Origin of the sequence: Nocardia sp. NPDC024068, assembly GCF_040638875.1 — a bacterium.
GTDB lineage: Bacteria > Actinomycetota > Actinomycetes > Mycobacteriales > Mycobacteriaceae > Nocardia.
The window spans coordinates 63,485-74,629 of record NZ_JBEZYU010000005.1 but is presented as its reverse complement, the minus strand read 5'-3'; the positions used below and the strand labels follow the sequence as shown (position 1 = coordinate 74,629).

14 protein-coding genes and 1 pseudogene are annotated in these 11,145 nt (G+C 67.1%); 1 reads left to right on the top strand and 14 read right to left on the bottom strand.

What is annotated here, in order from left to right:
* Positions 1-16 precede the first annotated feature (16 nt).
* On the bottom strand, positions 17-505 hold the full coding sequence (locus tag AB0F41_RS08475) for a YbaB/EbfC family nucleoid-associated protein (protein WP_357422123.1): 489 nt from the start codon (positions 503-505) through the stop codon (positions 17-19).
* Positions 506-525: 20 nt separating this feature from the next.
* Positions 526-846, bottom strand: coding sequence for a hypothetical protein (locus AB0F41_RS08470; RefSeq protein ID WP_357422122.1), 321 nt, complete (start codon positions 844-846; stop codon positions 526-528).
* A 300-nt stretch (positions 847-1,146) separates the two neighbouring features.
* Between AB0F41_RS08470 and dtd the strand changes: the two genes are divergently transcribed.
* Positions 1,147-1,590, top strand: coding sequence for a D-aminoacyl-tRNA deacylase (dtd, locus tag AB0F41_RS08465; RefSeq protein WP_357422121.1), 444 nt, complete (start codon positions 1,147-1,149; stop codon positions 1,588-1,590).
* Positions 1,591-1,696: 106 nt separating this feature from the next.
* Here dtd and map read toward each other — a convergent pair whose 3' ends face one another.
* From map to AB0F41_RS08405, 12 genes and pseudogenes are all read right to left on the bottom strand, one after another.
* Entirely contained in the window at positions 1,697-2,497 is an 801-nt protein-coding gene (map, locus tag AB0F41_RS08460) for a type I methionyl aminopeptidase (protein WP_357422120.1), read from the bottom strand.
* A gap of 52 nt (positions 2,498-2,549) precedes the next feature.
* Complete coding sequence (locus tag AB0F41_RS08455; RefSeq protein WP_357422119.1) at positions 2,550-3,110, bottom strand: adenylate kinase; 561 nt, start codon at positions 3,108-3,110, stop codon at positions 2,550-2,552.
* Entirely contained in the window at positions 3,107-4,432 is a 1,326-nt protein-coding gene (secY, locus tag AB0F41_RS08450) for a preprotein translocase subunit SecY (RefSeq protein ID WP_357422118.1), read from the bottom strand. Before secY ends, AB0F41_RS08455 begins: the two co-directional genes overlap by 4 nt.
* A 241-nt stretch (positions 4,433-4,673) precedes the next feature.
* Positions 4,674-5,117, bottom strand: a complete 444-nt coding sequence (gene rplO / locus AB0F41_RS08445; RefSeq protein ID WP_357422117.1) for a 50S ribosomal protein L15 — start codon at positions 5,115-5,117, stop codon at positions 4,674-4,676.
* A gap of 1 nt (position 5,118) precedes the next feature.
* Positions 5,119-5,298 (bottom strand): 50S ribosomal protein L30, encoded by a 180-nt coding sequence (gene rpmD, locus AB0F41_RS08440; protein WP_357422116.1) that lies wholly within the window; start codon positions 5,296-5,298, stop codon positions 5,119-5,121.
* A gap of 2 nt (positions 5,299-5,300) precedes the next feature.
* Positions 5,301-5,948, bottom strand: coding sequence for a 30S ribosomal protein S5 (gene rpsE, locus AB0F41_RS08435; protein WP_357422115.1), 648 nt, complete (start codon positions 5,946-5,948; stop codon positions 5,301-5,303).
* Between the two features lie 46 nt (positions 5,949-5,994).
* A complete protein-coding gene (gene rplR / locus AB0F41_RS08430) occupies positions 5,995-6,402 on the bottom strand; it encodes a 50S ribosomal protein L18 (protein ID WP_357422114.1) in 408 nt (135 codons plus the stop codon).
* A gap of 2 nt (positions 6,403-6,404) precedes the next feature.
* Entirely contained in the window at positions 6,405-6,941 is a 537-nt protein-coding gene (gene rplF, locus AB0F41_RS08425; RefSeq protein WP_357422113.1) for a 50S ribosomal protein L6, read from the bottom strand.
* Positions 6,942-6,955: 14 nt separating this feature from the next.
* Entirely contained in the window at positions 6,956-7,354 is a 399-nt protein-coding gene (rpsH, locus tag AB0F41_RS08420; protein ID WP_357422112.1) for a 30S ribosomal protein S8, read from the bottom strand.
* Positions 7,355-7,658: 304 nt separating this feature from the next.
* Complete coding sequence (locus AB0F41_RS08415; RefSeq protein WP_357422234.1) at positions 7,659-8,741, bottom strand: carboxypeptidase-like regulatory domain-containing protein; 1,083 nt, start codon at positions 8,739-8,741, stop codon at positions 7,659-7,661.
* 24 nt (positions 8,742-8,765) lie between these two features.
* Positions 8,766-10,121, bottom strand: a pseudogene (locus AB0F41_RS08410) (MFS transporter); the annotation flags it as partial.
* 193 nt (positions 10,122-10,314) lie between these two features.
* A complete protein-coding gene (locus tag AB0F41_RS08405; RefSeq protein WP_357422111.1) occupies positions 10,315-10,998 on the bottom strand; it encodes a TetR/AcrR family transcriptional regulator in 684 nt (227 codons plus the stop codon).
* Between the last annotated feature and the right edge of the window lie 147 nt (positions 10,999-11,145).

The window sequence follows — 11,145 nt, the reverse complement described above, 5'->3', positions numbered from 1 at the left end:
TACGGGCTACCCGGGCTCACCAGCTGGAGTCGGTGACCGACCCGCCCCGGCCCTTGTCGGAGGACGCGGGTGCGCCGCTGCCATCCGGGAAGTTCTGGCGCCCCAGGGTATCGGGCCGCCCGGTGGCGGCCGGAACAACGCCGGGGATCTCGATATCGGTCAGACCCGCGACGAGATCGGTGAGCTTCGGCATCCGGGTGCGCTGCGTGTCCAGGGGCGCCATGAGGTCGGTCGTCTTGTCCGCGACTTCTTTACACGCGCGTTGCGCGGCCTCGATCACCGCTTTGGCGATCTCCGAATAACTCAGTTCGTCGATATCGTCGCCGAATTTCACGTCGATCACGGTGTTGTCCGCGTTGACCGTGACAGTGACCTTCTTACCGCGTGCCGTGGCGCTCGCGGTGAGTTCGGCGCGCTGCTGCTGAATGCGCGCGATCGTGCGCATCTGCTCCTGTACGCCGTCCATGATGGCGGCTAGATCGGCCTTGGCCTGTTCGTTTGTCATCGTCGCGCAAGTCCCCCGGATCAGCGCAGGCCGTCGCGGTTGCCGTCTTCCATATCCTGCAGGTAGTCGGCGCTTTCGACCTGGCCGTCGTGGAACTGGCCCATGGTGCCCGAAACATTGCGGGCGCTGTCGATCAGATTCTTCTTCGACGGGACGTAGCCGTTGCCGTCCTGACCGTTCGCGAAGGACTGCCCCAGCGAATCGCCACCCCACGGTTCACCACGTCCATCGATACTCGCGGTGAGGGTGTCGATCACTCCGTTGATCTTGTCGCGGACCCCGCCGGTCTTCCCCGCTGCACGACGAAAGGCCTCGTCGTTGTAATCGACTCTGTCGCCCATGATCCCACTCCTCCCGTGCGTGCCGCGGCGGCGAACATCATTCGCCGTCGACGATGGCAGTCGGGGAAGAATCCGGCGTGACGCGCGTATGAACAGGACCTGCCCCGCCGGTTGCGAGTAGGAAATGCGCTGACCGAGCCGGGAAGGGAAGCCGGAGAAAGGGCCCGTTCGTGAAAACTTCCACTCGGGCAGATGAACTGTACGCACGAAACCCGCGCGCCGGCGCACCCGATGTTCCCGCCGCCGGGAACATGTGACCCCGGACCGCTCGCGGGTAGCGCAGACGGCATGATCATGGGCATGCGAGCCCTGCTACAGCGCGTGACCTCGGCACAGGTGACCGTCGACGGGGAGGTGGTCGGGCGGATCGACCCCGCCGCCGCCGGAACTCGGCACGGACTGCTCGCACTGGTCGGCGTCACCCATACCGACAGCGTTACGACCGCGCGGGCCATGGCCGAGAAGATCTGGCGGCTACGCATTCTCGACGGCGAACGCAGTGCCGCGGACCTCCGCGCGCCGGTACTGGTCGTCAGCCAGTTCACGCTCTACGCCGATACCCGCAAGGGCCGCAGGCCTTCCTGGTCGGCGGCGGCCCCCGGGCCCGCGGCCGAACCTCTGGTCGACACTGTTGCCAGTACGCTGCGGGAACTCGGCGCCGACGTGGCCGGCGGCCGGTTCGGCGCACATATGCAGGTGGAACTCACCAATGACGGACCGATCACCGTCCTGCTGGAACTCTGATCTCGATTCGCCCGCGAATGGGGTTCCTGGCGCCGCCCGTACTCGAAAGAACAGCCATCCCAACGATTCCGGTGGCGGGCGGACGGAAATCCGTAGCGGTCCGGAACTATTCGGGACGCAGGGTGAGGATCCGCGGGCCGTCCTCGGTCACCGCGACCGTATGCTCCCAATGCGCCGCCCGCGATCCGTCGGTGGTGACCACCGTCCAGTCGTCGTCGAGCACCTTGGTATCGGAGGTCCCCAGCGTGAGCATCGGCTCGATCGCCAGGACCGAACCCACCACCAGCCGCGGCCCCTTACCGGGATCGCCCTCGTTGGGCAGGAAGGGGTCGAGGTGCATCTCCCGGCCGATCCCGTGCCCGCCGTACCCGTCGACGATGCCGTACGGCCGGCCGTGCTCGGTCTCCGCGGCCCGGGTACCGAGTTCGATCGCGTGCGAGATATCGGTGAGCCGGTTCTCGGGCAGCATGGCGGCGATCCCCGCGACCATCGACTTCTCGGTGGCCGCGCTCAGCAGTCGATCGGCCTCGATGAGCTCGCCCACGCCGAACGTCCACGCCGAATCGCCGTGCCAGCCGTCCAGGATGGCGCCGCAATCGATGGACACCAGATCACCGGCGGCCAGCACCTCGGACTCCGACGGGATCCCGTGCACCACCCGGTCGTTGACCGAGGCGCAGATGGAGGCGGGGAACCCGTGGTAGCCCTTGAACGACGGGACCGCGCCCGCATCCCGGATCACCTGTTCGGCGACCCGGTCCAGTTCCAGGGTGCTGACCCCGGGCGCGGCGGCCTCTCGTACCGCCACCAGCGCGCGGCCGACGATCGCGCCGGCCGCGGCCATGGCGTCGAGTTCACCGGCGGTGCGGAACGGCACCACCTTCTTGCTCTTGCGACCGAAAACCATATCGGGTCAGCTCTCCCTCACCGACGGTGCGACGCCCGACCCGGCAACCGAATCAACCGGTCGTGGCATTACGGCCCAGCGCCTCGAGGGCCCGGGTATTGACCTCGTCGACCTCGCCGACACCGTCCACCGAGACGACCAGGCCGTCGTAGTAGTTCAGCAGCGGTTCGGTCTCGTCGCGGTAGACCCGCAGCCGGGTCCGGATGGTGTCCTCGTTGTCGTCGGAGCGGCCCCGGGCCAGCATCCGGTCGACCACGGTGTCCTCGGAGACGACGAAGCACAGGACCGCGTCGAGTTCGCTGCCCAGTTCGTCCAGGATCTTGGCCAGCGCATCGGCCTGATCCACCGTGCGGGGGTAGCCGTCGAGGACGAATCCGCGCGACGCATCGGGCTCGCCCACCCGGGACCGGACCATACGGTTGGTCACATCGCTGGGCACCAGTTCCCCGGCGTCCATGTACCGCTTCGCTTCGAGACCCAGCTGCGTCTGCTCGCCGATATTCGCGCGGAAGAGATCCCCGGTAGAGATATGCGGTACGCCCAGCTTCTCCGATAGCAGCACGGCTTGAGTGCCCTTGCCCGCTCCCGGCGGCCCTAGTAGTACAACTCTCACTTGAGGAACCCTTCGTAATTGCGATTCATGAGTTGGCTTTCGATCTGCTTCACGGTGTCCAGGCCGACGCTCACCATGATGAGCACTGCGGTACCACCGAACGGCAGATTCTGCGCGCCGCCGCCGGAGGCTCCCATATCCAGGAACAGGTTCGGCAGCACGGCGACGAGACCGAGGTAGATGGAGCCGGGCAGGGTGATGCGGCTGAGCACATAGGTCAGATGATCGGCCGTCGGCTTACCGGGGCGGTAGCCCGGGATGAAGCCGCCGAACTTCTTCATCTCGTCGGCGCGTTCCTCCGGGTTGAAGGTGATGGCGACGTAGAAGTAGGTGAAGAAGACAATAAGTCCGAAGTAGATCGCGATGTACACCGGGTTACCGGGATTCACCAGATACTTCTGGATGATCTCCTGCCACCAGCTCGGATCCTCGGCCGTGTTCGAGCCGGTGAGCTGGGCGATCAGGTTGGGCAGGTAGAGCAGGGATGAGGCGAAGATGACCGGGATGACACCGGCCTGGTTCACCTTCAACGGCAGATAGGTCGAGGAACCGCCGTACATCTTGCGGCCGACCACGCGTTTGGCGTACTGCACCGGAATCCGGCGCTGCCCCTGTTCGACGAAGATGACGGCCACGATGATCGCGAAGGCCGCGAGGCACACCAGCGCGAAGATCAGGCCGCCCCGGCTGTCGAGGATGTTCTTGCCCTCGGTGGGGATGCGGGCGGCGATACCGGCGAAGATCAGCAGCGACATACCGTTGCCGACGCCGCGTTCGGTGATCTGCTCGCCGAACCACATCACCAGCGCCGCGCCGGCGGTCATCACCAGGACGATGATGATCATGCCGAAGATGCTGGTGTCGGCGAGGATGTCCTGCTGGCAGCCCTGCAACAACTGCCCGCGCGCCGCGAGTGCCACCAGGCCGGTGGCCTGCAGGATCGCCAGCGCGATCGAGAGATAACGCGTGTACTGCGTCATCTTGGTCTGACCGGCCTGGCCCTCTTTGCGCAGTTCCTCGAAGCGCGGGATGACCACGGTGAGCAACTGAACGATGATGCTCGCTGTGATGTAGGGCATGATGCCGATCGCGAACACCGACAGCTGTAGTAGCGCGCCACCGGAGAACAGGTTGATCAGCTGGTAGATACCAGCGGAATCACCACCGGATACCAGGTCGATGCACTCCTGCACCGCCTTGTAGTCGACACCGGGCGACGGTAGCGCGGCACCGGCGCGGTACAGCGCCACCAGCCCCAGCGTGAAGAGGATCTTCCGCCGCAAGTCCGAGGTCCGGAAGGCCGTAACGAAGGCGGAAAGCACAGATCCTCCTGGCGAACGACATGGTCAGGCCATGGAATTTTTTCAGCGTGTCCCGGTCGGAATCGCCGAACCCATGACGGGTCTTGGCAGACAACACTTGAACTCTAACAGTGGCGCCGGACGAGCCTGCACTCGTCCGGCGCCGCTGTGCCTTTCGACATGGTCGGGAGCGCTGCGTGGTCACGCTGCGCTACCGCCTCCGCGGTTGGCCCGACCATGTCGATCGTCGATACTCCGAGCGTCAGCCCAGCTCGGTGGCGGTGCCACCGGCGGCGGTGATCTTCTCCTTGGCGGAGCCGGAGAACTTGTCCGCGCTGACCTGAACGGCGACGGAGATCTCTCCTTCGCCGAGCACCTTCACCAGCTGGTTCTTGCGAACAGCACCCTTGGCGACGAGTTCGTCCTTGCCCACGGTGCCCCCCTCGGGGAACAGCTCGGCAAGGGCGCCCACGTTCACGACCTGGTACTCGACCCGGAACGGGTTGGTGAAGCCCTTCAGCTTCGGCAGCCGCATGTGGAGGGGCATCTGCCCACCCTCGAAGGCGGCCGGCACGTTCTTACGCGCCTTGGTGCCCTTGGTGCCGCGACCCGCGGTCTTACCCTTGGACCCCTCACCACGACCCACCCGGGTCTTATCGGTTTTCGCGCCCGGAGCGGGACGCAGGTGATGCAACTTGATGGTCATGTCAGACCTCCTCAACTGTTACGAGGTGGCGCACGACGTTGATCAGCCCGCGGTTCTGGGCGTTGTCCGCACGGACCACCGTCTTGCGGATACCCCGCAGGCCGAGGGTGCGCAGGCTGTCCCGCTGATTCTGCTTGGCGCCGATCGAACTCTTGATCTGGGTCACCTTGAGATCTGCCATCGTCAGACTCCTTGTCCGGCACGGGCACGCAGCATGCCCGCGGGAGCGACGTCCTCGATCGGCAGACCACGGCGGGCCGCGACCTCTTCCGGACGCTGCAGCATCTTGAGCGCGGCAACGGTCGCGTGCACGACGTTGATCGCGTTGTCGCTACCGAGCGACTTGGCCAGGATGTCGTGGATACCCGCGCATTCCAGAACGGCACGCGCGGCGCCACCGGCGATCACACCGGTACCCGGGGAGGCCGGGCGCAGCATGACCACACCGGCCGCCGCTTCGCCCTGCACCGGGTGGGTGATGGTGGAGCCGATCATCGGAACGCGGAAGAAGCCCTTACGCGCTTCCTCGACGCCCTTCTGGATGGCCGCGGGAACTTCCTTGGCCTTGCCGTAGCCGACGCCCACGAGTCCGTTGCCGTCGCCGACGATGACCAGGGCGGTGAAGCTGAAGCGACGGCCACCCTTGACCACCTTGGAGACACGGTTGATCGCGACGACGCGTTCGAGCTGATTCTTCTCGGCCGCGTCGTTACGCCGGTCGCCGCCGCGGCGGTCGCCGCCGCCCCGGCGGTTGTCGCGACCCCCGTCGGGGCCGCTCGAGTTCTGTCCGGCGGGTCCGTTTCCGCCGTCACGCCGCTGACGTCCCGGCATCAGACGTTCCTTCCGTTCACACAGGTATGTGCAGTCATGTTGGTCATCAGAACTTCAACCCGCCTTCCCGAGCGGCATCGGCGAGCGCCGCGATCCGGCCGTGGTAGTCGTGGCCACCGCGGTCGAACACCACGGCCTCCACACCGGCGGCCTTGGCGCGCTCGGCGATCAGTTCGCCGACCTTCTTGCCCTTGGCGGTCTTGTCGCCCTCCAGCGCCCGCACATCGGCCTCGATGGTCGAGGCGGAAGCGAGGGTGTGGCCGGCCGCATCGTCGATCAGCTGCACGTGCAGGTGCCGCGAGGAGCGGTGCACGATCAGCCGGGGACGAGCGCTGGTGCCCTCGATCTTCTTGCGCAGGCGGAAGTGGCGGCGCGTCTTCGACAGCCGCCGGCGAGTGGAAGCATCCTTGCCCAGCGGAATACGCTTGGCCTTCTGATTCTCGGTTTGCGCCATGATCACTTACCCGTCTTTCCGACCTTGCGGCGAACGACCTCACCGGCGTAGCGGATGCCCTTACCCTTGTACGGATCGGGCTTGCGCAGACCGTGGATAACCGCCGAAATCTGGCCGACCTTCTGCTTGTCGATCCCGGACACGGAGAACTTGGTGGGCGATTCCACCGCGAAGGTGATGCCCTCGGGCGCCTCGATCGGCACCGGATGGCTGTAGCCGAGGGCGAACTCGAGGTTGCTGCCCTTCTGCTGCACACGGTAGCCCACGCCGAAGATTTCCATCTTCTTCTCGTAGCCCTTGGTGACGCCGACGACCATATTGTCGACCAGCGTCCGGGTCAGGCCGTGCAGCGAGCGGCTGCGACGTTCGTCGTCGGGACGGGAGAAGACCAGCCGGCCGTCCTCCTGCGCGACGGTGATCGGCTCGGAGATGGTCAGCGAAAGCTGACCCTTCGGGCCCTTCACCGCGACATCCTGGCCGCTGATGGTCACCTCCACACCGGAGGGAATCACGACGGGATCTTTACCGATACGCGACATTGTCCGTACCTCCCTTACCAGACGTAGGCGAGGACTTCCCCGCCCACCCGCTGCTGAGCCGCCTGACGGTCGGTGAGAAGGCCGGTCGACGTGGAGATGATCGCCACGCCGAGGCCACCCAGGACCTTGGGCAGGTTGGTGGATTTCGCGTACACGCGCAGACCGGGCTTGGAGACGCGCCGCAGACCCTGCAGGCTGCGTTCCCGGCTGGGGCCGTACTTGAGGTCGACGACGAGGTTCTTACCCACGGTCGCGTCCTCGGTGCGGTAATCGGCGATGTAGCCCTCACGCTTCAGGATCTCGGCGATATTCGCCTTGAGCTTCGAATGCGGGGCCTTCACCTGATCGTGGTACGCCGAGTTGGCGTTGCGCAGACGTGTCAGGAAGTCTGCGATCGGATCGGTCATGGTCATAGTTCGACCTCGACACCTTTCTCGCTGCGGTTCCCATACAACACCCGCACACAGGGCACGAGCCGTGGGCCTACAGCAATTCGGCTGGTTCCGGACGGCAGTCGCCGCCGGATGAGTTCGTATCGCCCGGGCCGTCCGCGCGGGACCGCCCACGGGCACAGAGGTGCCCTGGCAACCGGTCTAGTGTAGGAGGCGCTCCGCGCTCGGCAAAATCGGGGTCCCCGGCCCGTCGCGGGACCGCGGGCTCCCGCAACGCGGACAGGGGCCCGAGCGTCGGCTCGGACCCCTGAGTATCGGCGCAGGCTCACCAGGACGTCTTGTGGATCTCCGGCAGTTCGTCCAGCGATTCCTCGATATCCGGCGCGGCGCTCTCGGCGGCCTCGCCGAGACCGTCGGCACTCAGCCGCATATCGATACCGTCGATATCCTTCTCCCCCACCCGCACCTGGGCGCTGGCCGGGGCGTACCCGGTGGCGACCACGGTGTAGGCGCCTTCGGCGAGGTTCCCGAAGACATAGGAGCCGTCGGCACCGGTGGACTGCGTCTCGACCACATTGCCCAGCGAATCGGTGAGCGTGACCCGGGCGTGGGCCAGCGGGTGGCCCCCACCGCTGACCACACCGGATACCCGCACACCCGGGCGCAGCAGCACCTCCACTCGAGCCGTGTCACGGCCGGTGACCTGCACCGATACCGCGGTCGGGTGGTAGCCGAACGCACTCACCGCAAGGGTGAACTCGCCCTCCGGCAGACCACCGAGCCCGAATTGCCCGGCCGGGTCGGATTCACCGGCGGCCATCACCTCACCGCGCAGATCGAGCGCGGTCACCGTCGCGCCCGCGACAGGTGTCCCGTCGCCGGTCCGCGCCACCGTGCCCTCCAGGCTGGCGAGTGTGGTGAGGGTGACGTCGTAGGACACCGGATTGCTGCCGAGCACCGCGGTGGACGCGTCCGGACGCCGTCCTTCCGCGGACGCGATGAGTACATAGGAACCGGGCTCGGGGGCGGCCAGTTCGTAGAACCCGTCCTGCCCGGACAGCGCCCGGCTCAACTGCTGGCCCGACGGTGAGATCAGGGTGAGGGTCGCACCGGCGACGGCGGTACCCCGACCGTCGTACACCCGCCCGAACAGCACCGAGCCGCTTCCGGCCGGTTGCGGAGCGCCGGCGCCGTCGGATACGGCGGCGAGGCCGTTGCGGCCCGCCGGAACGGCGGTGGGGGTTTCGGGCGCGGCGTGCCGCGGCCCGGCGGCGGGCGCGCCCGGCTCCGCGTCGTCGAGCACCCGTTCGGCCTCCACGGACAGTCCCGCGGGTGCGGCCGGCACCGCCTGGGCCACCGCGTGCGCCTCGGTTTTCGCCGGTTCGGGCTGCGCCCCCGCCTGCTGCATCCCCGCCACCGCGGCCGCCGCGGCACGTTTGGCCGTGGGGATGGTCAGCGCGATCAGGGCGGCCGCCACCGCGACACCGCAGCCGATGAGGATGCCGACCGTGAACCCGTTCTCGGTGGGAACGCTCACACCACCGGCGAAGGTGGTGCTCATCTCGGCCAGCACCGCACCGATCGCGGCGGAGGCGACCGAGGTGCCGATCGCGCGCATCAGCGTATTGAAGCTGTTGGCCGCCGAGGTCTCGGTGACCGGCACCGCGCTCATGATGAGCGCGGGCATGGCGCCGTAGGCGAATCCGACACCGAGACTGATGACGATCGCGCCGATCATGATGCCCCAGGGCTCACCCATGAGCGGCACCGTGAGGCCGTACCCCGCGGCGATGATGACCGAGCCGAATATCAGGGTGACCTTGGGTCCGGCCAGCGCGGAGAGTTTCGCGCTCAGCGGCGAGGCCAGCATCATCATCAGCCCGCCGGGCGCCATCCACAGGCCCATCGCGACCATCGACTGGCCGAGGCCGTAACCGGTGGCCTCCGGCAGCTGCAGCAGCTGGGGGAAGACCAGCGCCTGCGAGAACATCGACATGCCGATCACGATCGAGGCGGCATTTGTGAGCAGCACCCGCGGTCGCGCGGTCACCCGCAGGTCGACCAGCGGATCGCGCATCCGCAGCTCCCACACACCCCACACCAGCAGCACGACTACCGCGGCGATGAACAACGAGATCGTGGTGACGCTGGTCCAGCCCCAGCTCGCGCCCTTGGACACCGCGAGCAGCAGGCAGACCAGCGCGGCGCCCAGGCCGATCGCACCCAGGAAGTCGAACCGGCCGCGTTCGGCCCGGGGCGGAGTGGATGGCACCACCATGAAGATCAGCAGACCCGCGACCACGCCCAGCGCCGCGACGCCCCAGAACAGGTAGCGCCAGCTGCTGTACTCGACGACGGCAGCCGCCAGCGGCAGTCCCAGCGCGCCACCCACACCGAGGGACGAGCTGATGAGCGCGATCCCCGAGCCGAGCTTGGCCGGGGGCAGCAGATCACGCAGCGCCGCGATACCCACCGGGATCAGCCCCACGCCCATACCCTGCAGGCCGCGGCCGATGAGCATCGGCCACAGCGATGAGGAGACGGCGCAGATCACCGAGCCGAGGACGAGCGGCACCACCGATCCCACCAGGACCGGCCGCTTGCCGAGGAGATCGCCCAGCCGGCCCGCGACCGGCGTCGTGACCGCGCTCGCCAGCAGGCTCGCGGTGACCACCCAGGTCGCGTTCGACGGTTCGGTATCCAGGATTTCCGGCAGCTGCCCGAGCAACGGCATCACCAGGGTCTGCGTCAGCGACGCCACGATCCCGGCAAAAGCGAGCACCGCCAGTACCGCCGCGGGGCGGACGGCGGGTTCGGTTTTGGTCACGAGCTTGCTCCTCGCAAGAATGAATTCAGTCGATGTGCATAATACACATAACATGCATGATGCAATCTAACCAATTCGGACAGTCCCCCGCGGTGGCCGTCCGACGTCTCCCGCAGTAGCCGTCCGGTGCGCTTCGGACAGCAGACGGAAGTGGTCAGGCCGGGTCGCGCTCCGCCGCCGACCGCGCGGCGGTGATCTCCGCCGTCCGGCAGCCGAGGAGACGCAGCACACCTTCCGCCACCCCCTCGGCGACGGCGTCCACGTCCCGTTCCCCCTCGGGCGGCCGGGACTGGATCACACTCTCGACCAGACCGCAGACCAGCCGGGTGGTCAATTCCTCGGAGCCGCTGCGGCGACCGGTCCGGGTGATGAGGTCGCGGTAGGCGCTCCACAGCTGGTCGCGATGCGCACGGACCCCGGCGAAATGGTCGCCGGTCACCTCGGGGAGCAGGAACAGCGCACCCACATTGTGCGGATCGTCGAGTAGGACGCGGACATCGGCGTAGCAGAGTGCCCACAGTTTGGCCTCGGGGGATATCGCCGTCTCACGTAGCCGCGCCGCGACGGTCAGCGCGTGCCCGACCGTCTGCTCGAGCAGCACGGTGAGGATCTCCTCTTTACCGCGGAAGTGGTTGTACACCGACGCCTGCCGGATACCGGCGGCTTCGGCGATCGCGCGGGTACTGGTGGCCGCGTAGCCGCGCCGACCGAACAGGCGCGCCGCCGCCGCGAGTACATCGGCCCGGGTATCGGAACCGGCCCGGGAGGGTCCGGTGGCGCGCGGTCGCCCGACCCGCCGCTTCGGTGTGGTCACGGCCGAATTTCCCACCTCCGTCACAGTTCGATCCTCGCATACGCCCGGAGCGGCGAAATGTGCTCGTAACTCACCGCCTATGGCGTTACCTGCACTGAACACCTCGGTTATCCGAACGTCTCGACTCTGTCGCGTAATTACTGTCAGTTGATCGTAATTACGGAAGGGCTC

What these genes read in the sequence shown, in the direction of transcription:
- AB0F41_RS08475 (WP_357422123.1), bottom strand. Translation starts at nt 505, where the DNA reads ATGACAAACGAACAGGCCAAGGCCGATCTAGCCGCCATCATGGACGGC.
- AB0F41_RS08470 (WP_357422122.1), bottom strand. Translation starts at nt 846, where the DNA reads ATGGGCGACAGAGTCGATTACAACGACGAGGCCTTTCGTCGTGCAGCG.
- dtd (WP_357422121.1), top strand. Translation starts at nt 1,147, where the DNA reads ATGCGAGCCCTGCTACAGCGCGTGACCTCGGCACAGGTGACCGTCGAC.
- map (WP_357422120.1), bottom strand. Translation starts at nt 2,497, where the DNA reads ATGGTTTTCGGTCGCAAGAGCAAGAAGGTGGTGCCGTTCCGCACCGCC.
- rplO (WP_357422117.1), bottom strand. Translation starts at nt 5,117, where the DNA reads ATGACCATCAAGTTGCATCACCTGCGTCCCGCTCCGGGCGCGAAAACC.
- rpmD (WP_357422116.1), bottom strand. Translation starts at nt 5,298, where the DNA reads ATGGCAGATCTCAAGGTGACCCAGATCAAGAGTTCGATCGGCGCCAAG.
- rpsE (WP_357422115.1), bottom strand. Translation starts at nt 5,948, where the DNA reads ATGCCGGGACGTCAGCGGCGTGACGGCGGAAACGGACCCGCCGGACAG.
- rplR (WP_357422114.1), bottom strand. Translation starts at nt 6,402, where the DNA reads ATGGCGCAAACCGAGAATCAGAAGGCCAAGCGTATTCCGCTGGGCAAG.
- rplF (WP_357422113.1), bottom strand. Translation starts at nt 6,941, where the DNA reads ATGTCGCGTATCGGTAAAGATCCCGTCGTGATTCCCTCCGGTGTGGAG.
- rpsH (WP_357422112.1), bottom strand. Translation starts at nt 7,354, where the DNA reads ATGACCATGACCGATCCGATCGCAGACTTCCTGACACGTCTGCGCAAC.
- AB0F41_RS08415 (WP_357422234.1), bottom strand. Translation starts at nt 8,741, where the DNA reads ATGCAGCAGGCGGGGGCGCAGCCCGAACCGGCGAAAACCGAGGCGCAC.